Origin of the sequence: Mesorhizobium sp. M0998 (assembly GCF_040318885.1) — a bacterium.
In the GTDB taxonomy this organism is placed as follows: domain Bacteria; phylum Pseudomonadota; class Alphaproteobacteria; order Rhizobiales; family Rhizobiaceae; genus Mesorhizobium.
The window spans coordinates 49,340-74,327 of the sequence record NZ_JAMYND010000024.1 but is presented as its reverse complement, the minus strand read 5'-3'; the positions used below and the strand labels follow the sequence as shown (position 1 = coordinate 74,327).

Genomic DNA, 24,988 nt, shown 5'->3' with positions numbered 1-24,988 from the left:
CACATCCGGTAATGACGCAGACGCGTTTGTATTTCACCGCGGGCAAGATCGAGGCTGATCACATTTTCGCGGCGCTTGGTGCGGCGTTCGACGATGAGGGCCTGCCGATTGCAGTGCTCGAGGTCGACGAGGACCGCGACATCCACGAAGTATCGCTCTATGCCGGCGACGACGTCGATGCGGTCGAGGCGCAGCTCAGGGATGTACTTGCCGGACTGTCGCTGTCGAAGCCTATAGCGCGCGAAACGCTGCCCGACATCGACTGGGTGGCGCGCTCGCTGGAGGGATTGAAGCCGGTGCGGGCCGGGCGCTTCTTCGTCCATGGCGCGCATGACCGCAGGAAGCGCCACAGCGGCGAAATCGCCATAGAGATCGAGGCCGGCCTTGCTTTCGGCACCGGTCATCACGGCACCACCGCCGGCTGCCTCGAAATGCTGGAGCAGGTCGTACGGCGCGAGCATCCGCGCAACGCGCTCGACCTTGGCACCGGCAGCGCGGTGCTCGCGATCGCAGCGGCCAGGCTCGCGCATATATCGGTGCTGGCGACCGACATCGACCCGGTCGCCGTCAAGGTGGCCGCCGCCAATGCGCGGCTGAACCACGTCAAGGGGCTCGTCGAAACAGTGACGGCGCCCGGATTCCACCACCCGATCTTTGCCGCGCGCGCGCCCTTCGACTTGATCGTCGCCAACATATTGGCGCGGCCGCTGATGCGCCTGGCGCCGCAAATGGCGGAGCATATCGCGCTCGGTGGCTCGATTGTTTTGTCGGGCATCCTCGAGCGCCAGCGCGATGCGGTAATCGCGGCCTATGTCGCCCAGAAATTCCGGCACGTCCGCACCTTGCACCGCGAGGGCTGGGTGACGATTCACCTCAAGCGCTGAGGCGCGACGCCTTCAACGCAAGCCGGAATCCGCTCAGACTTAGCGCGAGTTCGCCGCTTTCTTTAGCTGTTCGCGATCGTAGCCGTGAGCTTTCAGCGTTTCGTCGTCAAAGCCAAGCAGAACGCCGCTTACATACCGGCTCGCTTCGCGCTGGCGAGCTTCGATCAGCGCTTTCACAGCGTTTTTGAAAAATCCGCGTCTAGGTGAAATCGTGGACATGACGGTCTCCTTTGCAGGGCAACAGGACTTTTCCTCCACATTAAGAAGGTAAGCTCCGCTGACGCTTTTTGAAATCGTCGATTCTGCATGGCGTCCATGCGCAAAGAGACACGCAGCAACCGGGAATGATCGGTCCGAAAATCGATTCCGATTTTCGAAGTCATGCGCTACGGTCGCGCCAGCATTCGAGGAGAGCCGACATGTTCCAGACCTTCGATTCCGCCGGCGATCCGGCCGTTGGCAAGCCGCGCGTGGCAATGCTGCGCCAATGGTTGGCGGCGAACGGGCTGGATGGCTTCATCGTGCCCCGTGCCGACGAGCACCAGGGCGAATATGTCGCCGACCGCTCGGCACGGCTGAAATGGCTGACCGGCTTCAGCGGCTCGGCCGGCGTCGCCATTGTGCTTGGCGAGCGCGCCGTCATGTTTGTCGACGGGCGCTACACGCTGCAGGTGCGCCAGGAGGTCGATCTCGACATCTTTTCGATCGAGAGCCTTGTCGACAACCCGCCGGCCAACTGGATCAAGGACAATCTCGGCAAGGGCGTGCGATTGGGCTTCGATCCGTGGCTCCATACGATCAGCGACGTCAAGGCGCTGAAAGCCTCGGCCGAGAAATCCGGCGCGATACTGGTGCCGCTCGAAGAGAATCCGATCGACGCGATCTGGCAGGACCAGCCCGGGCCGCCACTGGCACCGGTCGAGATCCACCCGATCGGCTTTGCCGGCGAACTGGCCAAGGACAAGCTGGTGCGGCTGGCAGCGGCCATCGAGAAGGACGGCGCCACCCATGCCGTGCTGACCGACCCCTCCTCCATTGCCTGGGCGTTCGACATCCGTGGCGGCGACGTACCGCACACACCGCTGGCGCTCGGCTTTGCCGTGCTCGCCGCCGACGGCTCGCATCTGCTTTTCATGGACCAGCGCAAGTTTTCGCGCACCGTCGCGGCCTACCTGACGCAGCTCGCCGAATTGCACGAACCAGGTGAATTCGAATCGGCAATCGTCACCCGGGCCAAGGGCGGCGCAAAAATCGCGCTGGACCCGGTTCTCGCGGCGGACAAGCTCAGAATGCTGGTCGAGGATAATGGCGGCACCGTCATTGCCACGGCCGATCCGGCCCGCATTCCACGCGCAACAAAGAACAAAGCTGAGATCGCCGGCGCACGCGCCGCACATCGCCGCGACGGCGCCGCGGTCGCCAAGCTGCTGTGCTGGCTCGACCGCCAGAAGCCCGGCACGCTCGACGAAATCGCCGTTGTCACCAGGCTTGAGGAGACGCGCCGTCAGACCGGCGAAGAAACGCAGATGCCGCTGCGCGACGTATCGTTCGATACCATCTCCGGCGCTGGTCCTAACGGCGCTATCATGCACTACCGCGTCTCCCGCGCCACCAATCGCAAGCTGGGGGATGGCGAGCTGTTCCTGCTCGATTCCGGCGGGCAGTACCAGGACGGCACCACCGACATTACCCGCACGGTTCCGATTGGCGCGCCAACCGAGGAGATGCGCGAGCGCTTCACGCTGGTGCTGAAAGGCATGATCGGCATCTCCATGCTGCGCTTCCCCCAGGGCACGCGCGGCTCCGAAATCGATGCAGTGGCGCGCCTGGTGCTATGGAGACACGGCTGCGATTTCGCCCATGGCACCGGGCACGGTGTCGGCTCCTATCTTGCCGTGCATGAGGGCCCGCAGCGTATCGCCAAGACCGGTACCGAGAAGCTGCTGGCCGGCATGATCGTCTCCAACGAGCCCGGCTATTACAAGGAAGGTTCCTACGGCATCCGCATCGAGAACCTGATTCTGGTGACACCGGCCGAGGCAATCGAGGGCGGCGACATCGCCATGCACGGCTTCGAGACACTGACGCTGGCGCCGATCGACAAGCGGCTGGTCCGATCGGACCTTTTAACCCGCGACGAGTTGCATTGGCTTGACGAATACCATGCGCGCGTACTGGCCGAGATCGGACCGATGCTCGACGGCGAAACGCTGGCCTGGCTGGAAAAGGCAACCGCGCCGCTGCCGCACGACTTCAAGCAATAGCCGCGGCGACAACGCCGGTTGACAGGCTTTGCTCCGCAAGCAGTCCCTGCAAAGCGGTGACGTTGGGAGAACCGGCTCCCTTGCGCCAGAACAACACCGTGACGGCATTGTCTTCGTCAGCGGGCAGTTCGTGCAGCTTTAGCCAGCGGCTTTCCGGAAAACCCGAAAGCACGCTTTTCGGCATCAGCGCTATGCCCATGCCAGCCACCACGCAACCAAGGATGGCATGGTATGAACCAAGCTCGATGGTTTTCTCGGCCATGAACCCTCTGCGCGCATACCATTGTTCCAGCCGCTTGCGGTGCGGACAGCCGTGCTCGAAGGCTATCATGGTTTTGGGCATGTCCAGGTGGTCTTCGACCGAAACGCGCGATGCCGCCGAGACAATGACCAGCTGCTCGTGGAATGCGGGCAGCTTTTCGAACGGAACGTCAGCGATCGGCTCGGCGGCGAAGGCTGCATCGAGTTCGCCGGCAAGCATGGCGGTCGCGAGAACCTGCGGATTGCCGGTGCGCAACTGGATTTCCACTTCGGGATGCCGTGCATGGTATTCGGCGAGCAGACTTGGAAGCCGTGCCGCGGCGGTGCTCTCCATGGCACCTAGGCGAAGAGTGCCGCGCGGGCGTGGATCGAGCATCGCCGTTCGCGCCTCCTCCGCAAGCGCCAGCAGCCGATCCGCATAGCCGACCAATCTGTGACCGGCCGGCGATACGTGCAGGCGCTTGCCCTCCCGGATAAACAGCTGCACGCCGAGATCCTCCTCGAGCTGCCGGATGCGTGTGGTCACGTTCGACTGCACGCGAAACAGTTTTTCCGCCGCCCTGGTGATTCCGCCCTCGCGCACCACCGTGCGGAAGATGCGCAGATCGGCCAAATCCATACATCTCTCCTGGAGAACATAACGATCTTAATTATTCATTTTAACTGATTATGCCTTTCCCGTAAATCGCCGGTGTAGCTGCCGATCAACACGGCAAACCAGGGGAGATGGAAATGTCGCGTGAGCCCTTCGGCATCCAGCCGATCGATCTAAGCGCATTGACGCCGAAGCAGCGCGAAGCGCTCTATAGCGACGCCGTGCGTGGCGCCCACCAGGAGAGAGCGGAGGCGATCCGGCTGAGCCTGTCGCGGGTCGGCGCGGCAATAGTCGCTGCGGTAAAGCGCATGTGTGCTCTCGCCGCCAAGGCAAAAGTCGATCAGCCGACGAGCTGCCGCGCGAGGATCAGCACGGCAGCACCCGCCAGGAACATCGCCATAAGGCCGCCGCGCAGTGAGACAAGGCCGGCGACGATCAAGGCTGCCCATTCCGCCGGCCCGGCGCTGAGCGCCGCCGGCGCCACCAGCGTGGTCAGCACCGCCGCCGGAACGGCGCTGAGCCCGGCTTCGACGCGCAGGTGGATTTGATCGAAACGCGAGATCACCAGATGACCGCCGATGCGGGTCAGATAGGTCGCGATCGAAGCGGCGATGATGATCCACAAGGTCGTGCTCATGGCCGTGCCTCCACGCCGCTGTGGCGGGGCGGCAGGATGACGGCGAGCAGCACGCCGGCCAGCGCACCTATGGAGACATGCCAGGGCGAGCCGACCGTTTTGTAGGCAATGATGGAGGCGGCAGCGCTGGCGACGACCACCGGCAGCCACAGCGGCCGCTTGCGGAAGCTCATGACCAGGCCGAGAAAATAGATCGGCAGCAGGAAGTCGATGCCCAGCCCATGGGTGTCGGGAATAAGCTTGCCGAACATCGCGCCGAGCGCGCTTTCGATGATCCAGAACACATAGACCGGCAGCCCAAGCCCCATATACCAGGTGAACCCGACGGTCTCGCCGGCCTCCGCCTTGCGCTCGGCCACCGCGAACTGCGGATCGGTCAGCACAAAATAGCCTATCGCCTGCTGCACCAGCGGCCAATGCGCAATGCGCCGGCCGATGCCAGCCGAATAGAGCACATGGCGAAAATTCACGGCGAAGATCGACAGCACGATCAGCCACGGCGCGACATGCTGGCCGAACAGCTCGATGCCGACCATCTGGCTGGCGCCGCCGAACACCGTTGCGCTCATCAGGAACGCTTCGAGCACGGAAAACCCGTTGTCGACTGCGAGCGCCCCGAACAGCAACGCAAACGGCGCCGACGCCACCACGACGGGCATGCTGAGCCGCACGCCGTCCCAGAAATCGCTTTTCGCTCCGTTTTCGGAGATTGCTTCCGCCGACATCGATCGCTCCTTGGGAACGGCCGTATGTAGAGAGAGCGGCCCGGCTTGTCACACCAATTTGCTTGAGGCAAACGATCAGCGGAAATGATGGCTGAAGCGTCGCGGCAAGCTCGCTTCCGAGCCTAGCGCCGCGAAGCCTTGCCTTCGATCGCCCTGCCCCAGTCAAGCAGCGGTTTTGCCTGCATGACGAAGTCGACGAGTTCGTCGACCAATCCAGCTCCGTAGATATCCGCCGGCTCGATTGCGTGCCGGACGGCAAAATGCCGGTTGCGGATCGCGGCAGCGAGATCGGGCTCGGCGATATGCTCGAAGCCGCGCGGCGTGCGCTTCATGCAGCCGTCCGGGTCGAGCTCGAGGCCGTTCTTCTTCAGCGCCGCAACGAGGCTACGGAATTCAGCGGGCCGCTTCGCGATCGCGTTGCGCAGCGCCAGCAACAGCTCCGGTCCGGGCTGCCACCAGGCAATGGCGGCAAAGCAGCGCTCCAGCCCGATATGGACGTAAAACACGCCCTGTTCCATCTTGGTGCCGTCGGGCGAAAGGATCGCCGACAAATGCCGGTTATAAGGCCGTTTGTCCTTGGCAAAACGCACGTCGCGATTAATCCGGAACAGCGATTTCTTGCGGTCGCCGCGCAGGCCGAGCCCCAATGCCGTGAAGCGCTCGGAGAGCGTCTCGACCAGATCGCCGAAGGGATCGCGCAGGTCGCGCTCGAAAAGATCGCGGTTTTCCAAAAACCACTCCCGGCTCTGATGAAAATCCAGCGCCTTGAGGAAGGGAATGGCCTTTTGCCCAAATCCATTGAACGCAGCCGCCATCACCCGCCCTTGCCAATCCGCTGCAGCCAGGTGTCCTCGTCGATCACCTCGATGCCGAATTTGGTCGCGTCCTTCAGCTTGGAACCGGCGCCTGGCCCTGCCACCAGGAGATCGGTCTTCGCGGAAACCGAGCCGGCGACCTTCGCCCCGAGACGTTCGGCCATCGCCTTGGCCTCGGGGCGCGTCATCTTTTCCAGCGTGCCTGTAAACACGATTGTCTTGCCGGCGACCGCACTATCGGCTGAGACGTTCACAATGTACGGCTTCGGGTGGACCTGTGTGAGCAGCGCTTCAAGTACGGCGTCGTTGCGTTCATTGCCGAAGAAATCGCGAAGCGCGCCTATCACGGTATCGCCGATGCCGTTGATCGAAGGAAAAACGGTGTGTGGATCGGCTGCTGCTGCTGTCTCCTTGCCAATGCGGATCAACTCCTCGATCGTCGAGAAGGTTCGGGCGAGCACAGCGGCCGTCGTTTCGCCGATATGGCGGATGCCCAGCGCAAAGATGAAGCGATCGAGTTCGGGTTCGCGGCGGGCGTCGATGGCAGCGAAGAGCTTGTCGAGGCCGTCATAGTTGCGTTCCTCGACGCTGCGTACATTCTTGCGCGTTTTGCCCGATGCGGCCTCGCGCTGCCTGGCCTGCTCCTCCCGTCGCTCCGCCAGCGCCTTGGTGACGGCGGGACGGCGGTCCCGGAGGGTGAAGATATCGGCGGCTGTCTTGACCAACCCGGCATTGAAGAACAGGTCTATGTTTTCAGCGCCCAGGCCTTCGATATCCATGGCGCCGCGCGACACAAAGTGGCGTAATCCTTCCACGGCCTGCGCGGGGCAGATCAGCTCGCCGGTGCACCGTCGGCGGGAATCCTCCTTGCCGGTCTTCTCGTTGATCTCGCGCGTTGCGGGTGAGCCGCAGATCGGACATTTGTGCGGGAATTCGTAGGGCACGGCATCTGGCGGACGCTTGTCGACGACGACGCTGACGATCTGCGGAATGACGTCCCCCGCCCGCTGGATGACCACCGTGTCGCCGATACGGATGTCGTTGCCGTCGCGGATCGGCTGGCCGTTGCTGTCCAGACCCTTGATGTAGTCTTCGTTGTGAAGCGTGACATTTTCGACCACGACGCCGCCGACCGTGACGGGCGCAAGCCGGGCAACGGGCGCCAGCGTACCGGTACGGCCGACCTGAATGTCGATCCTGAGCACGGTCGTCATCGCCTGTTCGGCCGGAAATTTATGAGCGATCGCCCAGCGTGGTTCGCCGGTGACGAAGCCCCATCTGCGCTGCAACTCCAATTGGTCGACCTTGTAGACGACGCCGTCGATGTCGTAGCCGAGCGATGAGCGCTGGGCCTCGATAAGGTGATAATGCGCGATCAGTTCGTCGACCGACTTTGCCCGGACCATCAGCGGACTGACCTTGAACCCCCACTCCGCGAATTTTTGCACGGAATCGTATTGGGTCGGAGCTGGATCCTTTGAAGTATAGCCCCAGGCGTAGGCAAAGAATTTGAGGTTGCGGCTGGCGGTAACGGACGGGTCCTTCTGGCGCAGCGATCCGGCCGCCGTGTTACGCGGATTGACGTAATCCTGGCCGCCTATCGCCGCCGAACGCTGCTTCAGCGCCTCGAATTCCGCGTAGGTCATATAGACCTCACCGCGTATTTCGATGACCTCGGGCCAGTCCGATCCCTTCAAGGTCTTGGGAATATCGGCGATGGTCTTGAGATTGGCGGTGATGTCCTCGCCGACGACGCCGTCGCCGCGCGTTGCCCCCTGCACGAACACACCGCCTTCATACCGCAGGGAAGCCGATAGCCCGTCGATCTTCGGCTCAGCCGTGAAGGCGATGTTCAGCTCCTTGTCGCGATCAAAGAATCGCCGGCCCCGTTCTATGAAGTCCGCGACGTCCTGGTCGGTGTAGGCCTTGGCGAGGCTAAGCATCGGCACCGCGTGGCGCACCTTTGCAAAACCTTCCGCCGGCGGCGCGCCGACCCTGCGTGAGGGCGAATCCTCGCGCACAAGATGCGGGAACTGCTGCTCGATGGCGAGGTTGCGCCGGGTCAGCGCGTCATATTCCGCATCCGTGATTGTCGGCGCGTCCTCGCTGTGGTAGCGCCGGTCGTGCTCGGTGATCTCCTGCGCCAACCGCTTCAACTCGCTTGCCGCCTCGCTTTCGCTGAGCGAATCGACTGGTTTTTCGTCCATGCACTGCTCCCTCCACGGTGGCGCGACACAATAGAACAGGATTTTCTCATGAGGGAGAGACCAGACACAGAAAATCATTCCTGAACAGCAGGATGGCGCCATACCCTGACTCAGGTCACGAGCGCCGGAAACGAACTCGCCTGGAGCAATTCCAGGAAAAGTGTGAAACGGTTTTCCGTCCGGAACTGCGCAGAAACAAAGAGGTAGAGCGGTTCGGCGTTTTGGTGAAACGATGAACCGCTCTACGCTGCCGCGGTGTTCTCCCGCAGCAGCCGCTCGGCCGCCGCGCGCGCCTCGTCGGTGATGGTGGCGCCGGCGAGCATGCGTGCGATCTCTTCCTGCCGTGCCGCCCGGTCCATCTCGGCGATGCCGGTCGAGACCCGGTCGGCACCGCCCGATTTGGAGATCAGGAAATGCGTCGCCGCGCGCGCTGCCACTTGCGGTGCATGCGTGACCGAAAGCACCTGCACGCGTTTTGCCAGCCGCGCCAGCCGCTGGCCGATGGCGTCGGCAACCGCGCCGCCGACGCCGGTGTCGATTTCATCAAAGACCAAGGTCGGCGCCGACCCGCGATCAGCCAGCGCGACCTTCAACGCCAGCAGGAAGCGCGAAAGCTCGCCGCCGGAAGCGACCTTCATCATTGGTCCTGGCCTGGTGCCGGGATTGGTCCGCACCCAGAACTCGACCTGGTCGATGCCTTCTTCCATGCGGCTCTCGGCATCGCTTGCGATCTCGACGATGAACTCGGCGCGTTCGAGCTTCAGCGCCGGCAGTTCGGCCATCACCGCCTTGCTCAGCCCGACAGCCGCCGCATGGCGAAGCGACGACAGCTGGGCCGCCGTAGTGTCATAGGCCTGGCGCGCCGCCGCAGCCTGTTTCTCCAGCGCCTGCAGGCGCTCCTCGCCGGCGTCGAGATCGGCAAGGTCGGCAGCCATGGTGTCACGCAATTGCGCCAGGTCATCGACGGCGACGCTGTGCTTGCGCGAGGCGGCACGCAGCGAAAACAGCCGCTCCTCAGCCTTCTCCAGCCGCTGCGGATCATATTCGGTGGCGCGAAGTGCTGCTTCGACGCCCGACTGCGCCGCGTCGAGCGACAGCATCGCCTCGTCGAGCGACTTGACGACATCCTCGAGCAGCCCGGGCGCTTCGGTGACCTTGCGCTGCAGCCGCCTGAGCAGGCTGGCCAGTTGCGGCAAGGGCGAGGACGGACCCGAGAGCACATCCTGCGCATCGTGGATTTCCGAGGCGATCTTTTCGGCACGCATCATCAAGGCGCGCAATTCGGCCAGCTCGGTCTCTTCGCCAGGTTGCGGATCGAGCCTGGTCAATTCGGCGACCGCTGCACGCAGATAATCGGCCTCACGGGCAGCTGCCTCGACTTTGGCCCGGTGCCGTGAAAATTCCTGCTCGCAGGTACGCCAATGCCGCCACGCCTCGCCGGTTGCCCGAGCAGCGCCGAGATGGCCGCCGAAACTGTCGAGCAACTCGCGATGGGCGCCGGGATCGACCAAAGCGCGCTCGTCATGCTGGCCGTGGATCTCGACCAGCGCACGGCCGATGTCGCGCATCAGCGTCACGCTGGACGGCTGGTCGTTGACGAACACGCGCGTGCGGCCGTCAGCCGTCTGGACGCGGCGCAGGATGATGTCGCCGTCGTCCTCGATGGCATTCTCGGCAAGCAACATGCGAGCCGCGTGGTTGCGCGGCACGTCGAACACGGCGATGATCTGGCCTTGTGCCGCGCCATGCCGCACCAGCGAAGCGTCGCCGCGGGCGCCAAGCGCCAGCGACAATGCGTCGAGCAGGATGGATTTTCCGGCGCCGGTTTCGCCTGTAAGGACCGAAAGGCCGGACGAGAAGTCGATGTCCAGCTTCTCGATCAGAACGATATCGCGGATCGACAGTCTGGAGAGCATGGTGACGCGCCGCTCAGGCGCCGGTGATCAGCTTCCCGGCCTTGGAGATCCACGATCCGGCATTCTCGCGCGGCTCGAGCCCACCACTCTGCAGGAGCTTGTAGGAGTCCTTGTACCACTGGCTGTCGGGATAGTTGGTGCCGAGCACGGCCGCAGCGGTCTGCGCTTCCGACGTCAGCCCCATCGCATAGTAGCTCTCGGTCAGACGCGCCAGCGCCTCCTCGACATGACGTGTGTTGGAATAGTTCTCCACGACGTTGCGGAACCGTTTGACGGCCGCGATGTATTCGCGGCGCTCGAGATAGTAGCGGCCGATCTGCATCTCCTTGCCGGCGAGCTGATCGTTGGCGAAGCGGATCTTCTCCTTGGCATCATCAACATATTCGGAAGTCGGCCAGCGCGTTACCAGATCCTGCATCGTCTGCGCGGTAAGACGCGCTTCCTTCTGGTCCTGAGTGACGTCCTTGATCTGGCGGTAGTAGCTCAGCCCGATAATATATTGGGCATAGGCTGCATCGTCGGTCGACGGGTAGAGGGTCAGGTAGCGCTTGGCCGAACCGATCGCCTCATCGTAATTGCCCTGACGGTAGTCGGCAAAGGCACCCATCACCATCGATTTGCGGGCGAATTCGGAATATGGATGCTGGCGGTCGACGGCATCGAACTTGCGGCTTGCCTCCTGCAGTCGCCCGGCATTCAGATTGGCGAGACCCTGATTGTAGAGCACGTCGGCCGGCTCGGTCTGATCGACATAGGTCGACAGATCGACGTCCTTCTCGGACGACATGCAGGCCGACAGAAACAGCGATGGAACGACCACCGAAAGCGCCAGGAAAACAGCCCGCCGCGGCGCCTTCGATTGACCAACTCGCTTGAAAAACATGTTTGGATTCCGCCCTTTCGGCGTCATTTCAGTCGACGGCAGCAGCCATAAACCATAATTGCCTTGCCCGGCAACGCTATCCCCGGCCAATCGCACATTTTTGTGGCGCTTTGGCGCTACCTGGAAAGCTGTGTAATTTGGCAGGCCGGTGATGCATCCATGCAACACAGCTTGACCGCAACGGGAGCCGCAAGACCTTAAGAATCAGATCATCCAGGGCGCACAGAGGGGTGCGTTGACGGCGCTCATCTCCGCGGTACGCCCGCGCTCGCGGCGCGTCGTCTCAACGATCTCGAAAGCCGAACGGTCGGACAAGAGACGGCGCAGCGCAGCTGCGTTCAGCCTGTGGCCGCCACGATAGGAGCGGAAGCAGCCGATGAACCGGGCACCGGCGAGCGCCAGGTCGCCCATCGCATCCATCGTCTTGTGGCGCGCGAACTCGTTGGGATAGCGCAGGCCTCCCATATTGATCACGCGGTTGTCGTCGCCGATCACCAGGGAGTTTTCCAACGAGGAGCCGAGCGCATAGCCGGCCGCCCACAGCCGCTCGACGTCCTTCATGAAACCGAAAGTGCGGGCCCGCGCGACGTCACGCCGGAAAATGTCGGCGTTCATGTCGGATGCAAAAAGCTGGCGCCCGATCGCCGGGCTTTCGAAATCGATCTCGATCTCGAAGCGCGTGCCGTCATAGGGCCGGAACTCCGCCCAGCAGGCGCCGTTCTCGATGCGAACCGGCTTGACCACCCTGATGTAGCGACGCTTGACCGGCAGCGTTTCGACGCCTGCCTGGTCAATGGCCTCGATGAACATCACTGCGCTACCGTCGAGGATAGGCACCTCATGGCCGTCGATTTCGATGACGAGATTGTCGATCCCAAGCCCGAAAAGCGTCGCCATCAGATGCTCGACCGTGGCAATGTGCTCGCCCTGCGGATCGCCGAGCATGGTGCAGAGGTCGGTGGCACCGACCTCGGAAACGAGCGCGCGAAATTCGTGGCTTCCGCTTGCATTCGAAAGCTGGAAGACGACACCCGTATCGGCGTCCGCCGGCAGGAAATGGACGGTGACCGGATTGCCACTGTGAACGCCGATGCCGGTCAGCGTCGCACGCGATTTAAGTGTCGTCTGATAGTCGTGCAAAACAATCCCCATAGCCCATGCTGCCTAGGTCCGCTTCATCTGCCCTGAGGGCGCGGCTCTTGATTGATCGGCAGGCAGGGCCACTTCCCCGAGACTCCCAGCAAACCGACTTTGGTCGGTGGCGAAGATAATGGTCCCGCAGGGAGACTCCAAATCACGGTTTCTTACTCGTTGTAACCGCGCTCCAGCGCGGGATTGCCGCATAAGTCCTTGTTTTGAAATTGCTTTTAATTTTAACAGGCGAACAGTTTCCTGCTCGCCTGTTAACAACTGTTACGAACCGTTAACAGATCAATTGGCTTGTCGGCGCAGGAAGGCGGGAATCTCCAACTGATCGTCTTCCTGGACAGCCCGGCTCTGCGGCGTCAGGCGGCCCTGCTCGTCCAGCTGGCCGCGGCGCGGTGCGTAAAGCTGCGGATCCTGGCTGGCTAGGCGGCGCACTTCCGCCGGCGCCTGGCGCAGTTTCGGTTCGCGAGGCTGCGCCGGCTGCAGTCTTGCAGGCTCCTCTTCGCGGCGGGTCAAGCCGTTGGTCAGGCGCTTGAGCAAGCCCATCGGGCCGCTGTTCTCGTGGTCGGCGGGGCGGGCCTTGGCTTCCACTTCGGCCTTCACCTGCGGCGGGAAATCCTCGACCCGCGGCATGCGCTGGGGTGCCGCGGCAACCGGCTGCGGCATTTCACGATGCGGAGCGGGCTGCATCGCTTGCTGAACCGCTGGCTGCATCATTGGCTGCGGTTGAGCGGGAGGCGCCTGGAAAATCTTGCTCTGCGGACGGAAGTCTTCCGCATGCGCGACCGGTGCCGGGCGGGCCTGCGCCATCGCTGCCGCATTCGCTTCGGCGAGCTGAATGGCCTCGGCGACCGGGTCGGCAGCACGTGGTTCATAGATTGGTTGCTGGACAGGCGCCGGGCGCATTTCCGTGACCTGGGCCGCCGGGCGGCTGACCGGCTTCGGCGGAGCCGCGCGGATGGCGATCGGCGCGGCAGCGATTTCGGCCGCCGATTTGTCGATGCCGGTGGCGACCACCGACACGCGGATGACGCCTTCGAGTTCCTCGTCGAAGGTGGCGCCCAGAATGATGTTGGCGTCCTGGTCGACCTCTTCGCGAATGCGGGTTGCCGCCTCATCGACTTCGAACAGGGTCAGGTCACGGCCGCCGGTGATCGAGATCAGCAGGCCCTTGGCGCCCTTCATCGAGGTCTCGTCGAGCAGCGGGTTGGCGATGGCGGCTTCCGCCGCGGCCATTGCGCGGCCCTCGCCCGAAGCCTCGCCGGTTCCCATCATCGCCTTGCCCATTTCGCGCATGACCGAGCGGACGTCGGCGAAGTCGAGATTGATCAGGCCTTCCTTGACCATCAGGTCGGTAATGCAGGCAACGCCCGAATAGAGCACCTGGTCGGCCATCGCGAAGGCATCGGCGAAGGTGGTCTTGTCATTGGCCAGCCGGAACAGGTTCTGGTTGGGAATGACGATCAGGGTATCGACGCATTTCTGCAGTTCCTCGATACCCATGTCGGCCGTCTTCATGCGGCGCTGGCCTTCGAAGTGGAACGGCTTGGTGACGACGCCGACGGTGAGGATACCCTTTTCGCGGGCAGCGCGGGCAACGACGGGAGCCGCCCCGGTGCCGGTGCCGCCGCCCATGCCGGCAGTGACGAAGCACATATGCGTGTTGGAGAGATGATCGATGATCTCGTCGATGCATTCCTCCGCCGCCGCGCGCCCGACTTCAGGCTGCGATCCGGCGCCGAGACCTTCGGTGACATGCGCGCCGAGCTGGATCAGCCGCTCGGCCTTCGACATCGTCAGTGCCTGCGCGTCGGTGTTGGCCACCACGAACTCGACGCCGCGCAAGCCGGCGGTGATCATGTTGTTGACGGCATTGCCGCCGCCGCCGCCGACACCGAACACGGTGATGCGCGGCTTGAGCTCGGTGATGTCCGGCTTCTGCAGATTGATGGTCATTGTCTCCGTCCTTTGCCTTTCCCGCCGCTTCGCCGCCGCGGCCGCCTATGGGGCTGTCCCCGTCAAAATTAAAAACTGTCTCTCAACCACTGACTCATTCGATGCAGTTTTCCGCCTGTTCCGGTCATCCGAAGACCGGAAATTCCCTTCGCCGGCCGGCTCTCGAAGCTCGCCATCTGTGGATAGATCAGAAGTCCGACCGGGGTCGAGAAAGCCGGCCCCTTGGCCGCCTCGGGCAAGCCTGCCACGCCAAGCGGGCGTCCGATGCGCACATTGCGGCCGAGAATGCGGCGTGCTGCTTCTGGCAGGCCGGCAAGCTGGCTGGCACCGCCGGTCAGCACCACACGCTTGCCGACGGCGTTGCCGTAGCCGGATTTGTTCAGCCGGTCGCGCAACAATTCCAGCGTCTCGTCGATGCGGGCGCGGATGATGCGCGTCATCACCGAGCGCGGTATCTGCAACGGCACCTCGCCGTCTTCGCCGATCGGATGGATGGAAACCAGGTCGCGGTCGTCGGCACTGCCAGGCAGCGCCGAGCCATGCATCACTTTCAGCCTTTCGGCGGCATCGAGCGAGGTCGACAGGCCCTTGGCCATATCCAGCGTGACGTGGTTGCCGCCGATCGCGATGGCATCGCCATGGACGAACTTGCCTTCCGAAAACACCGAGATCGTCGTCGTGCCGCCGCCCATGTCGATGCAGGCCGCGCCCATTTCGAGCTCGTCGTCGACGAGCGCAGCAAGCCCACTGGCATAGGGCGTCGCCACCATGCGTTCAACCGACAGATGCGAGCGGTTGATGCAGAGCTCCAGATTGCGCAAGGGCGCTGCGTCGCCTGTCAGCACGTGCATGTCGACGCCAAGCTGGTCGCCAACCATGCCGCGCGGATCGCGCACACCGCGCTCGGCATCCAGCGAAAAGGCTACGGGAAGCGAATGGATCACCTCGCGCTCGGCCCGCAACGCCTGCTTGGCGCCGGCGGCAAGCACGCGCTTGATGTCGGCCTCGTCGGCCTCATGGCCGCCGAGATTGATGGTGGCCGAAAAAGCCTCGCTCTTCAGCCGGCCGGCAGTCATGTTGACGATCAGCGAATCGACCGTCAGTCCCGCCATGCGTTCGGCGGCGTCGACGGCAAGACGGATGGCGTGCTCGGCACGGTCGAGATCGATGACGACGCCGGATTTCACGCCTTGCGATTTCTGGTGGCCGATGCCGATCACCTGGACGCGATGCGAGCGTCCGCGCAGCAGCTTGCCATCCTCGCGCGGCTTGAGTTTGGCCACCACGCAGCAGACCTTGCTGGAGCCGACATCCAGCACCGTCAGGATGCCGGACCGGCGCGACGAGGCATCGCTATTGCCGCCAAGCCAGCTCATATCTTCGTCTCCGGCTTGCGCTTCAGCATCTTGGGCTTTTCGTCGAGCGCGGCTTGGCGCTGTGTCGCCGCTTCCGGCGTCAACTGGACGACCAGACGATCGGAAAGGCGCATGTCGACGGCGGCGATGTCGCGCGTCAAAAGCCCGTTCTCGTGATCCATCCTGACCAGGTCGGCAATCGCCTGATCCTCACCGTCTTCGGGAAGCTTGATCGTGATGCCGTTTTCAAGCTTGAGATCCCAGCGCCGTTCGCCGATGCGGATATAGCCCTTGATCCGCGCGGCGAGCTCCGGATAATTCTTGATCTTGGCCAGGAAATCCGGCGCCTTGGCCGGTGCGCCGGTGCCGATGATCAGCGGTAGCAATATCTGCTTGCCGCCGGAGAACGGCGCAATGACGGTGCCGGATTTCTCGATGACCGAAAGCGCGCTGCCTTGCTGCCACAACGCGAACGGCTCGCGCTCCTCGACGCGCACTTCCAGCGTATGCGGGTAGACCTTGCGCACTGCCGCGGCTTCGACCCAGGGTAGCGTGGTGATGCGTTCGCGCGCGGCTTCGGCATCGAAGCCGATCAGCGAGGTCCAGCCGTCGAGTTCCAGCCTGTCGAGAATATCGATCTCGGACGTTTCGCGGTTGCCGACGACCTTGACCTGGTCGACCGCAAAGCCGGTGCGGGCGGTGACACTCTGGACGATGGCGTCGGAATATCCGCCGAGATAGGCGCCATAGGCACTGCTCGAAACAAGCAGTGCCGCCGACAGCATGGCAGCGCAATAGGGCGGCGCTTCGAAGTCGCCTTCGCCGAGGCGCGCCAGCACGCGCACCGGCCGGCGGAGCAGGCGCGGCAGCACGAAATGGTCGAACGACAACGGCATGCCGAACAGCGCCGGCCCGGCCGCGCCCTTCCCCTTGCCCTGTCCCCACTTCAACGCAGACACGAAGCGTCCTCCACCATCCAACTCAACAAATCGCCGAACGAGTGTCCCGCTTGCGCGGCGATTTCCGGCACCAAAGACGTCGGCGTCATACCCGGCTGGGTGTTGACCTCGAGCCAGACAATTTCGCCGTTTTCGGAGTGACGATCGTCATAACGGAAGTCCGACCGGGAAACGCCCCGACAGCCGATGGCTTGATGAGCCTTGAGCGCCAGTGTCTGTATTTTTTGGTAAATATTCGGTGAAAGTTTTGCCGGGCATTCGTGTTTTGATCCGCCCGCGACGTATTTTGAATCATAGTCGTAGAAGGAATGGCCGGTCGGGATGATCTCGCAGACACCGAGCGCCACATCGCCCATCACCGCGCAGGTCAATTCCCGCCCGTGCACATAACGCTCGACCATGACCGTATCGCCATATTTCCACTCGGACGAGCCGATGATCTGCGGCGGATGCGACTGGCCTTCATGCACGATGACGACACCGAAGCTCGATCCTTCGTTGACCGGCTTGACGACATAGGGCGGCTTCATCGGGTGCTTGTTCTGGATGGCGAAGCGATTGGCCACCTTCGACTCCGCCACCGGAACGCCGGCCGCCTTCGCGACCTTCTTGGCCTGTTCCTTGTTCATCGCAAGCGCCGAGGCAAGCACGCCGGAATGGGTGTACGGAATGGCGAGGTACTCGAGGATGCCCTGGATGGTGCCGTCCTCGCCGAAAGGGCCGTGCAGCGCATTGAAGACGACGTCAGGCTTGAGCGCGCTGAGCACCGAGCCGATGTCGCGCGAGACGTCGACGCGGGTGACTTGGTAGCCCTCTCCCTCGAGCGCATCGGCGCAGGCCTTACCCGACGACAGGGACACGGGCCGCTCGGACGAGAATCCCCCCAGAAGAACGGCCACATGCTTGCTTGTCATTCCCCGTCATTTCCTCTCACAGCAGGCCTGCACCATCGTGCATGCCCCGAAAAGCATCGCGCGCACTCAAATGCGCCCGAGCAACTTCGCTCCCGTGTTTCCGCAACATTGAGTCCGAGTCTCCCGGCAGGTTGCCCCCCAGACGGAAACGCGAGTAACGCGTCGAAACGACTCAAATCAGGAAACGCTTCAGGGCAGAGAATCAGAGAGTTGATTCGCTGGCAAGTGCTTACGATTCCGATGGATTCACTTTCCGCAAAAACGGCAGCAAAATGTGAATTCATGAGTCCGAAAGGCAACGGCGGTCAGCTTGCCTAAAGCAACTGCCCGAGAAATTCCTGGACGGCATGGCCCGGCCGAAAATTACCGATGCGCTTGATCTCCCACTGCAGCCGGATGCCTGATCTTTCGAGCACGCGCGCACGCACCGTCTCACCGAGATATTCAAGCTCGTAGCCCGTCGCCGTTCCGGTGTTGATCATGAAGTTGCAATGCATCGGCGACATCTGCGCCCCGCCGACCATCAGGCCGCGGCAGCCGGCCTTGTCGATCTCCTTCCAGGCGGAGGTGCCCTCAGGATTCTTGAAGGTAGAGCCACCGGTCTTTTCGCGGATCGGCTGCACGGTCTCGCGATGGTTCTGGACAGCATCCATCGCGGCCTTGATCGCCGCCTTGTCCTCAGGAATGCCTTCGAGCAGCGCCGACGTGAAGATCAGCCCGGACGGCGCCGCTGAATGGCGATAGGCATAGCCCATATCGGCATTGCTCAGCGTATGAACATTGCCCTTGCGGTCGAGTGCCCGTACCTCGACCACGCGCTCGCGCGTCTCGACGCCATTGGCGCCGGCGTTCATCCTCAGCGCTCCGCCAATGGCGCCGGGAATGCCGTGGTAGAAATGAAAGCCACCGATGCCGGCCTCGTAGGCAACGGCCGCAAGGCGCTTGTCGGGTGTCGCGGCACCCGCCTTGATCGTGGTCGGCGCAATCACTTCGGTCTCGCCAAAGCCTTTGGCCGAAAGCCGGATGACAAAGCCCGCAATGCCGCCGTCACGGACAAGCAAGTTCGAGCCGACGCCGACGATGGTCAGCGGAATTTCCTCCGGCACCGCCTTCAGGAACGTGGCAAGATCGTCCTCGTCGGCCGGCTGGAACAATGCGTCCGCCAGCCCGCCGGCTCGAAACCAGGTGATCTTGTCCATCTCGGCATTGGGCGTGATGCGGCCGCGCAGTCCGGCAAGCCGGTCGCCAAGCTTCTCGATCAACGCCTGGCCGCGCATCATGAGATGGTCCCGCCGAGTTCCCTGGGCAGCGCATAGGCCCATTGGGTGATGTTGCCGGCGCCGAGGAAGACGACGAAATCGCCCGGCTTCGCCACCTCGCGCACGATCGGCGCAATCGCCGCTGGACCTTCGATGTAGTGTGCGTCGCGATGGCCGCCGGAGCGGATGCGCGACACCAGTGCGTCGGACGTAACGCCGTCGATCGGCTCCTCGCCGGCCGCATAGACGGGCGCCACCATTACCGTATCGGCATCGTTGAAGCAGACGGAAAACTCGTCGAACAGATCGCGCAGCCGGGTGAAGCGATGCGGTTGGGTAACGGCGATGATGCGACCCTTGGTAGCGCTGCGCGCAGCCTTCAGTACCGCCGTGATCTCGACCGGATGATGGCCGTAATCGTCGAACACATCGACACCGTTCCACGAACCGGTATGGGTGAAACGGCGCTTGACGCCGGCGAAGGATGACAGGCCCTTCTTGATTGCCTCAGCCGAAAGGCCGAGCTCATGCGCGACGGCAATCGCCGCCGTCGCATTGGAAACATTGTGGCGCCCGGGCATAGGCAGCCGCAGGCCTGATATCGTTATCTGGCCGTGCGTCTTGCGGTCGCGGATCACCACGTCGAATTCCGAAGTCGGGCCGTCCATGCGGTGATTGGTGAAGCGCACGTCGGCCTGCGCATTTTCGCCATAGGTGATGACGCGCCGGTCCTCGATGCGGCCGACCAGCGCCTGCACCTCGGGGTGGTCGGTGCACATCACACCGAAGCCGTAGAACGGCACATTCTCGACGAACTGACGAAACGCTTCGCGCACTTTGTCGAAGGAGCCGTAATGGTCGAGGTGCTCGGGGTCGATATTGGTGACGACGGCAATCTCGGCCGGCAGCTTGAGGAAGGTGCCGTCGCTCTCGTCGGCCTCGACCACCATCCATTCGCCGTCTCCCATGCGGGCATTGGTGCCATAGGCATTGATGATGCCGCCATTGATTACCGTCGGGTCGAGCCCGCCGGCTTCGAGTAGCGTCGCCACCATCGAAGTCGTCGTCGTCTTGCCATGCGTGCCGCCGATCGCCACCGCTTGGCGGAAGCGCATCAGTTCGGCCAGCATTTCGGCGCGCCGCACGATCGGCAGCAACTTCTCTCTCGCCGCCTTCAGCTCCGGATTGGATTTCTTGATTGCGGTGGAGACGACGACCACTTCGGCCTCGCCGAGGTTTTCGGCCTGATGGCCGACGAAGCATTCGATGCCCTTGTCGCGCAGCCGCTGCACATTGGCGCTGTCGGCCTGATCGGATCCCTGCACCTTGTAGCCGAGATTGTGCAGCACCTCGGCGATGCCGCTCATGCCGATGCCGCCAATGCCGATGAAATGCACGAGGCCGATCGTCTGTGGCATCTTCATGCGTGCGTCTCCTTCCTGAATTCCGAAACGGATTTCCTGGACGCAATAGCCTCTGTCAGATCGGCGAGCAACCGCGCGGCATCCGGTTTTCCGGACGATTTCGCCGCCGCGGCCATTGTCGCCGCCTTGCCTGGATCATCCATCAGCCCGCCGACAAGCACGGCGATCCGCTCCGCCGAAAGCGTGGATTGCGGATGCACCTCGGCGCCGCCCGCTGCCGCAAGGGCCGCCGCATTCGCCGCCTGGTCGTGGTCGAGCGCGTGCGGATAAGGCACCAGCAGCGCCGGCCGGCCGATCACCGCGATTTCCGATACGGTCGATGCGCCGGAGCGCGACATCACCAGATGCGCCGCCGCCAGCCGCGCCGCCATGTCGGTGAAGAAGGGCGACACCTCGGCCTCGATGCCAAGCGTGGCATAGGCGGCTTTCACCCGCGTCACATCGTCGGCGCGCGCCTGCTGGGTGATCGCCAGCCGCCTGCGCTGTGCATCGGAAAGCCGGGCGATCGCCGCCGGCACCGCATCGGAAAAGAACTGCGCGCCCTGGCTGCCGCCAAACACCAGAAATCGGAACGGCTCTTCACCGGCCGATGCGGCATAAGGCGTCTTCGCCGCTTCCAGCACTTGCGGCCTGACCGGATTGCCGGTGGTCACCGTCTTGACGCCTGTAGCACTTGTGTCTTCCGGCAGGAAACCACCGGCAATAGCGTCGACGCGGCCGGCGAGCGCCCGGTTGGCGCGGCCCATCACCGCGTTCTGCTCGTGGATCAGCGTCGGCACCTTGCGCCGGGTCGCCGCGTAAAGCGGCGGCAGCGTCGGATAGCCGCCGAAGCCGACCACGATAGCGGGCTTGACGCTGGCGATGACGGCCGATGCCTGCCGCACCCCGCGCCAGATTTTCCAAAATGCGGCGAGCACGGCAAAAGGATTTTTCGACCCCATCGTCGCCGACTGGATCGGATGGATGGCGGCCGCCGGGAACTGCCCGGCAAAGCGCTCGGCGCGTTCGTCCGTCGCCAGGTGCACCGCCCAGCCGCGCCCGGTCAGTTCGTGCGCCAGTGCCTCGGCCGGGAACAGATGTCCGCCCGTTCCGCCCGCCGCCAGCAGGATGACCCCCTTCGCCATCTCACTCCGCCGGCATCGCACGCGGCGACGGCATGAAGCCCAGCTGCTTGCGCTTTTCCGGGCGCTTGCGCGTCAGCGCCAGCACCATGCCCATCGAGATGGCGATCGCGATCTGCGAGGAACCGCCGTAGGAAATGAACGGCAGCGTCATGCCCTTGGCGGGCATCAGCTGCAGATTGACGGCCATGTTGATGACCGACTGCAGGCCGAAGACCGTGACCAGGCCGCCAACCGCATAGCGTGTGAAATCGTCCTGCTCCTTGAGTGCCGTGTTGAGGCCGCGCAGCACGATGAAGCCGAAGATGGACATGATGAAGAAACACATGATCAGCCCGAATTCCTCGCCGGCGACGGAGAAGACGAAGTCGGCGTGGCTGTCGGGGATGACCCGCTTGACGGTACCCTCGCCCGGCCCGACGCCGAACCAGCCGCCATTGATCAGCGCCTCGCGGCCCATGTCGACCTGGAACGTGTCGCCCTCGCCGGTCATGAAGCGGTCGATGCGGCCGGCAACGTGCGGGAACACCGCATAGGCAGCGAACACGCCGCCGACGCCGGCAGCACCCAGCGCGACGATCCACAGCCACGGCAACCCGGCCATGAAGAACATCACCCCCCAGGTGCCGAGCACCAGCATGGTCTGCCCAAGGTCAGGCTGCGCCACCAGCAGCGAGATGACCAGCGCAAGCAGCAACATGGCGAACAAATTGCCCGGAATGTCGGGCTGGCGCTTGTGCTCGGCGAACAGCCAGGCGCAGATGATGACGAAGGCCGGTTTCAGGAACTCGGACGGCTGGATCGAGAGGCCGGCTAGCGACACCCAACGCCGCGCGCCCTTCACCTCGACGCCGATATAGAGCACCGCCACCATCAAAAACAGCATGATGCACAGCATGACCAGCGCCATGCGCCGGATCTGCCTGGATTCAAGGAACGAGACGGCCAGCATCACCCCAAGTGCCGGAATGGTGAAGATAATCTGGCGCGTCGCGAAGTGGAAACTGTCTAGCCCGATGCGCTCGGCCACCGCCGGGCTTGCGGCGAAGGACAAAACGATGCCGAGCCCCATCAGCGACAGGAACGCCGCCAGGAACCACCGATCGATCGTCCACCACCAGGTCGCCACAGGGCTTTTGTCGAGACGGCTTTGCATTATCGTGTCCCTCCGATGGGCTTCACGCCATCAATGGCGGTTGCGGCTTGCCTGAACGCCTCGCCGCGGACTTCGAAATTCTTGAATTGGTCGAAACTGGCGCAGGCCGGCGACAGCAGCACCACTGCCTCGCCGCTACTATCCCCGGCCGCATCGCGGGCGGCGTGTTCGACTGCCGCCGCCAACGTGCCTGATATCTCGTAGGGCACCGCTTCGCCCAGCGTCGCCGAAAAGGCCGGTGCGGCTTCGCCGATCAGATAGGCCTTGGCGATGCGCGGGAAGAAGCCGCGTAACGGCTCGATGCCGCCCTCTTTCGGCAGGCCGCCGGCAATCCAGTAGATACGCGCAAAGCTCGACAGCGCCGGTGCAGCGGCATCGGCATTGGTCGCCTTGGAATCGTTGACGAACAGCACATGCCCTTTGCGGCCGACCTGCTCCATGCGGTGCGCCAGCCCAGGGAAACTCTCCAGTCCGGATTGGATCTCGCCGAGCTCGAGCCCGACCTTGAGGCAGGCGGCGGCGGCGGCCAGCGCGTTCTGCGCATTGTGCTGGCCGCGCAACGAGCCGATGCCTTCGAGGAAGGCGACACGGCTGTAGCGGCCGTGCACGGCTTCCATTAAGTTGGTGCCGTCAGCGAAATAGCCGTCGGTCAGCGGCAGCCGCTTGGAGATGCGGATGACCTGCCGGCCGGCCCGCTCCAGCCGATCGGCGATCTGGGCGCACCAGGAATCGTCGACACCGATGATTGCCGTCTCGCTGCCGGCCACCAGCCGCTCCTTGATCGAGGCGTAGTGTTGCATCGTGCCATGGCGGTCGAGATGGTCCGGCGTCAGATTGAGCAGCACACCGGCCGTCGGGTTGATCGAAGGGGCAAGATCGATCTGGTAGGAAGAGCACTCAACCACATAATGCCGTTCAGGCTGCGGCGGATCGAGCGTCATCACCGCGCGGCCGATATTCCCGCCCATCTGCGTGTCGCGCCCAGCCGATTTTAGGATGTGCGCCGTCAGTGCCGTGGTCGTCGACTTGCCGTTGGTGCCGGTAATGGCAATGAAAGGTGCTGCCGGTGCCAGCAGCATCCGCTCGCGGCAGAAAAGCTCGATGTCGCCGATGATCTCCACGCCTGAGCCCCGCGCCAACTCGACGGTCCAGTGTGGCTTGGGATGCGTCAGCGGCACGCCGGGCGACAGCACGAAGGCGGAAAACCTCGCCCAGTCCGCACCGCGCAGGTCCGCTGTCGTGATGCCGACCGCGCCGGCCTTGGCGACGCTGTCGGGATTGTCGTCCCAGGCCAGCACATCCGCGCCGCCCTCGATCAGCGCGCGCGCCGTGGCAATCCCCGAGCCACCGAGCCCGAAGAGCGAAACGCGCTTGCCTGAAAAGGATGCGGCGGGGATCAAGCGGCCTCCTATCTGAGCTTCAGGGTCGACAGGCCGACCAGCGCCAGGATGACGGCGATGATCCAGAAGCGGATCACCACCTGGCTTTCGGTCCAGCCGAGCTTTTCGAAATGATGGTGGATCGGCGCCATCAGGAAGACGCGCTTGCCGGTCATCTTGAAGTAGCCGACCTGGATGATGACCGAGAATATCTCGACGACGAACAGGCCGCCGACGATGACCAGCACGATCTCGTGCTTGGTCGCCACCGCGACCGTGCCGATCAGCCCACCCAGCGCCAGCGAGCCGGTGTCGCCCATGAAGATCGCCGCCGGCGGCGCATTGAACCAGAGGAAGCCGAGACCGGCGCCGATCACCGCTCCAAGGACCACCGCAAGTTCGCCGGTGCCGGGCACGAAATGGATCTGCAGATATTCGGCGAACACCGCGTTGCCAGAGAGATAGGCGATGACGCCGAAGGATGCGGCGGCGATCATGATCGGCACGATCGCCAGCCCGTCGAGACCGTCGGTCAGGTTCACCGCATTGCCGGCGCCGACGATGACAAAGCACGAGAACGGGATGAAGAACCAGCCGAGATTGACGAGAAACTCCTTGGCGAAAGGGAATGTCAACGATGACGAGAACGGCGCCTGGCCGTTATGCATGATCACCCAGGCGGCGATGCCGGCGATGACGAATTCGAGCCCCAGCCGCGCCTTGCCGGAAAAGCCGAGATGCGATTGCTTGGTTACTTTGAGATAATCGTCGTAAAAGCCGATCGAGCCGAATCCCAGCGTCACCAGCAGGACCACCCAGACGTAGATGCTCGACAGGTTCGCCCACAGCAGCGACGAACCGACGATGCCGGACAGGATCATCAGTCCGCCCATTGTCGGCGTTCCCGCCTTCTTGAAATGCGTCTGCGGCCCGTCGGCACGGATCGGCTGGCCCTTGCCTTGCCGCAGCCGCAGCGAATTGATGATGGTCGGTCCGAAAATGAACACGATCAGTGCCGCTGTGATCAGCGCTCCGCCGGTGCGGAAGGTTATGTAGCGGAAGACGTTGAAGACCGAGATCTTGTCCGCAAATTCGACGAGCAGTGTTAGCATGCGCTTGCGTCCCCCGGACC

The 24,988-nt window shown here is 63.4% G+C and carries 21 protein-coding genes; 2 read left to right on the top strand and 19 right to left on the bottom strand.

Features of this window, described 5'->3' with window-relative positions:
* Positions 1-11 precede the first annotated feature (11 nt).
* Positions 12-884, top strand: a complete 873-nt coding sequence (locus NKH59_RS21960) for a 50S ribosomal protein L11 methyltransferase (RefSeq protein WP_352539530.1) — start codon at positions 12-14, stop codon at positions 882-884.
* Between the two features lie 39 nt (positions 885-923).
* Here the strand turns inward: NKH59_RS21960 and NKH59_RS21955 are convergent, their stop codons facing one another.
* Positions 924-1,103, bottom strand: coding sequence for a hypothetical protein (locus tag NKH59_RS21955; RefSeq protein ID WP_352450114.1), 180 nt, complete (start codon positions 1,101-1,103; stop codon positions 924-926).
* A gap of 200 nt (positions 1,104-1,303) precedes the next feature.
* Here NKH59_RS21955 and NKH59_RS21950 point away from each other — a divergent pair, with 200 nt between their 5' ends.
* A complete protein-coding gene (locus tag NKH59_RS21950; protein WP_352539529.1) occupies positions 1,304-3,148 on the top strand; it encodes an aminopeptidase P family protein in 1,845 nt (614 codons plus the stop codon).
* Here NKH59_RS21950 and NKH59_RS21945 read toward each other — a convergent pair.
* The 18 genes from NKH59_RS21945 to mraY form a co-directional block, all read right to left on the bottom strand.
* Positions 3,138-4,028 carry a LysR family transcriptional regulator gene (locus NKH59_RS21945; RefSeq protein WP_352539528.1) on the bottom strand — a complete coding sequence of 297 codons (891 nt, stop codon included), beginning with the start codon at positions 4,026-4,028 and terminating at the stop codon, positions 3,138-3,140. The genes NKH59_RS21950 and NKH59_RS21945 overlap by 11 nt on opposite strands.
* Positions 4,029-4,344: 316 nt before the next feature.
* Entirely contained in the window at positions 4,345-4,641 is a 297-nt protein-coding gene (locus NKH59_RS21940) for an AzlD family protein (protein WP_352539527.1), read from the bottom strand.
* Entirely contained in the window at positions 4,638-5,366 is a 729-nt protein-coding gene (locus NKH59_RS21935) for an AzlC family ABC transporter permease (protein WP_352539526.1), read from the bottom strand. The genes NKH59_RS21940 and NKH59_RS21935 overlap by 4 nt, the downstream gene beginning before the upstream one ends.
* A 122-nt stretch (positions 5,367-5,488) precedes the next feature.
* Positions 5,489-6,181 carry a DUF2461 domain-containing protein gene (locus tag NKH59_RS21930; RefSeq protein WP_352539525.1) on the bottom strand — a complete coding sequence of 231 codons (693 nt, stop codon included), beginning with the start codon at positions 6,179-6,181 and terminating at the stop codon, positions 5,489-5,491.
* The gene (ligA, locus tag NKH59_RS21925; RefSeq protein WP_352539524.1) at positions 6,181-8,388 is read right to left on the bottom strand and encodes an NAD-dependent DNA ligase LigA; all 2,208 of its coding nucleotides are present in this window, start codon (positions 8,386-8,388) and stop codon (positions 6,181-6,183) included. The genes NKH59_RS21930 and ligA overlap by 1 nt, the downstream gene beginning before the upstream one ends.
* Before the next feature lie 242 nt (positions 8,389-8,630).
* Positions 8,631-10,304 (bottom strand): DNA repair protein RecN, encoded by a 1,674-nt coding sequence (gene recN / locus NKH59_RS21920; RefSeq protein WP_352539523.1) that lies wholly within the window; start codon positions 10,302-10,304, stop codon positions 8,631-8,633.
* Between the two features lie 13 nt (positions 10,305-10,317).
* The gene (locus NKH59_RS21915) at positions 10,318-11,187 is read right to left on the bottom strand and encodes an outer membrane protein assembly factor BamD (RefSeq protein WP_352501057.1); all 870 of its coding nucleotides are present in this window, start codon (positions 11,185-11,187) and stop codon (positions 10,318-10,320) included.
* Between the two features lie 204 nt (positions 11,188-11,391).
* Positions 11,392-12,339 carry a UDP-3-O-acyl-N-acetylglucosamine deacetylase gene (gene lpxC, locus NKH59_RS21910; protein ID WP_353023008.1) on the bottom strand — a complete coding sequence of 316 codons (948 nt, stop codon included), beginning with the start codon at positions 12,337-12,339 and terminating at the stop codon, positions 11,392-11,394.
* A gap of 279 nt (positions 12,340-12,618) precedes the next feature.
* Entirely contained in the window at positions 12,619-14,289 is a 1,671-nt protein-coding gene (gene ftsZ / locus NKH59_RS21905) for a cell division protein FtsZ (protein ID WP_254818983.1), read from the bottom strand.
* Positions 14,290-14,357: 68 nt separating this feature from the next.
* Positions 14,358-15,665, bottom strand: a complete 1,308-nt coding sequence (gene ftsA / locus NKH59_RS21900) for a cell division protein FtsA (RefSeq protein ID WP_352471565.1) — start codon at positions 15,663-15,665, stop codon at positions 14,358-14,360.
* The gene (locus tag NKH59_RS21895) at positions 15,662-16,603 is read right to left on the bottom strand and encodes a cell division protein FtsQ/DivIB (protein ID WP_352456163.1); all 942 of its coding nucleotides are present in this window, start codon (positions 16,601-16,603) and stop codon (positions 15,662-15,664) included. Before NKH59_RS21895 ends, ftsA begins: the two co-directional genes overlap by 4 nt.
* Complete coding sequence (locus NKH59_RS21890; RefSeq protein ID WP_352539522.1) at positions 16,591-17,517, bottom strand: D-alanine--D-alanine ligase; 927 nt, start codon at positions 17,515-17,517, stop codon at positions 16,591-16,593. The genes NKH59_RS21895 and NKH59_RS21890 overlap by 13 nt, the downstream gene beginning before the upstream one ends.
* Positions 17,518-17,831: 314 nt before the next feature.
* Positions 17,832-18,797 carry a UDP-N-acetylmuramate dehydrogenase gene (gene murB, locus NKH59_RS21885; RefSeq protein ID WP_031211769.1) on the bottom strand — a complete coding sequence of 322 codons (966 nt, stop codon included), beginning with the start codon at positions 18,795-18,797 and terminating at the stop codon, positions 17,832-17,834.
* Positions 18,794-20,200: a UDP-N-acetylmuramate--L-alanine ligase gene (gene murC / locus NKH59_RS21880; RefSeq protein WP_352539520.1), complete on the bottom strand. Its 1,407-nt coding sequence runs from the start codon at positions 20,198-20,200 to the stop codon at positions 18,794-18,796. The genes murB and murC overlap by 4 nt, the downstream gene beginning before the upstream one ends.
* Positions 20,197-21,324, bottom strand: coding sequence for an undecaprenyldiphospho-muramoylpentapeptide beta-N-acetylglucosaminyltransferase (gene murG / locus NKH59_RS21875; RefSeq protein ID WP_352539519.1), 1,128 nt, complete (start codon positions 21,322-21,324; stop codon positions 20,197-20,199). The genes murC and murG overlap by 4 nt, the downstream gene beginning before the upstream one ends.
* 1 nt (position 21,325) lies before the next feature.
* A complete protein-coding gene (gene ftsW, locus NKH59_RS21870) occupies positions 21,326-22,477 on the bottom strand; it encodes a putative lipid II flippase FtsW (protein WP_023676765.1) in 1,152 nt (383 codons plus the stop codon).
* Positions 22,477-23,877 (bottom strand): UDP-N-acetylmuramoyl-L-alanine--D-glutamate ligase, encoded by a 1,401-nt coding sequence (gene murD, locus NKH59_RS21865; RefSeq protein WP_352471558.1) that lies wholly within the window; start codon positions 23,875-23,877, stop codon positions 22,477-22,479. The genes ftsW and murD overlap by 1 nt, the downstream gene beginning before the upstream one ends.
* 8 nt (positions 23,878-23,885) lie before the next feature.
* Complete coding sequence (gene mraY, locus NKH59_RS21860) at positions 23,886-24,968, bottom strand: phospho-N-acetylmuramoyl-pentapeptide-transferase (RefSeq protein ID WP_023676767.1); 1,083 nt, start codon at positions 24,966-24,968, stop codon at positions 23,886-23,888.
* Between the last annotated feature and the right edge of the window lie 20 nt (positions 24,969-24,988).

Excerpts from the sequence above, each read along its gene's own strand:
- NKH59_RS21960 (WP_352539530.1), top strand. The coding sequence starts at position 12 with ATGACGCAGACGCGTTTGTATTTCACCGCGGGCAAGATCGAGGCTGAT.
- NKH59_RS21955 (WP_352450114.1), bottom strand. The coding sequence starts at position 1,103 with ATGTCCACGATTTCACCTAGACGCGGATTTTTCAAAAACGCTGTGAAA.
- NKH59_RS21950 (WP_352539529.1), top strand. The coding sequence starts at position 1,304 with ATGTTCCAGACCTTCGATTCCGCCGGCGATCCGGCCGTTGGCAAGCCG.
- NKH59_RS21945 (WP_352539528.1), bottom strand. The coding sequence starts at position 4,028 with ATGGATTTGGCCGATCTGCGCATCTTCCGCACGGTGGTGCGCGAGGGC.
- NKH59_RS21940 (WP_352539527.1), bottom strand. The coding sequence starts at position 4,641 with ATGAGCACGACCTTGTGGATCATCATCGCCGCTTCGATCGCGACCTAT.
- NKH59_RS21935 (WP_352539526.1), bottom strand. The coding sequence starts at position 5,366 with ATGTCGGCGGAAGCAATCTCCGAAAACGGAGCGAAAAGCGATTTCTGG.
- NKH59_RS21930 (WP_352539525.1), bottom strand. The coding sequence starts at position 6,181 with ATGGCGGCTGCGTTCAATGGATTTGGGCAAAAGGCCATTCCCTTCCTC.
- ligA (WP_352539524.1), bottom strand. The coding sequence starts at position 8,388 with ATGGACGAAAAACCAGTCGATTCGCTCAGCGAAAGCGAGGCGGCAAGC.
- recN (WP_352539523.1), bottom strand. The coding sequence starts at position 10,304 with ATGCTCTCCAGACTGTCGATCCGCGATATCGTTCTGATCGAGAAGCTG.
- NKH59_RS21915 (WP_352501057.1), bottom strand. The coding sequence starts at position 11,187 with ATGTTTTTCAAGCGAGTTGGTCAATCGAAGGCGCCGCGGCGGGCTGTT.
- lpxC (WP_353023008.1), bottom strand. The coding sequence starts at position 12,339 with ATGGGGATTGTTTTGCACGACTATCAGACGACACTTAAATCGCGTGCG.
- ftsZ (WP_254818983.1), bottom strand. The coding sequence starts at position 14,289 with ATGACCATCAATCTGCAGAAGCCGGACATCACCGAGCTCAAGCCGCGC.
- ftsA (WP_352471565.1), bottom strand. The coding sequence starts at position 15,665 with ATGAGCTGGCTTGGCGGCAATAGCGATGCCTCGTCGCGCCGGTCCGGC.
- NKH59_RS21890 (WP_352539522.1), bottom strand. The coding sequence starts at position 17,517 with ATGACAAGCAAGCATGTGGCCGTTCTTCTGGGGGGATTCTCGTCCGAG.
- murB (WP_031211769.1), bottom strand. The coding sequence starts at position 18,797 with ATGATGCGCGGCCAGGCGTTGATCGAGAAGCTTGGCGACCGGCTTGCC.
- murC (WP_352539520.1), bottom strand. The coding sequence starts at position 20,200 with ATGAAGATGCCACAGACGATCGGCCTCGTGCATTTCATCGGCATTGGC.
- murG (WP_352539519.1), bottom strand. The coding sequence starts at position 21,324 with ATGGCGAAGGGGGTCATCCTGCTGGCGGCGGGCGGAACGGGCGGACAT.
- ftsW (WP_023676765.1), bottom strand. The coding sequence starts at position 22,477 with ATGCAAAGCCGTCTCGACAAAAGCCCTGTGGCGACCTGGTGGTGGACG.
- mraY (WP_023676767.1), bottom strand. The coding sequence starts at position 24,968 with ATGCTAACACTGCTCGTCGAATTTGCGGACAAGATCTCGGTCTTCAAC.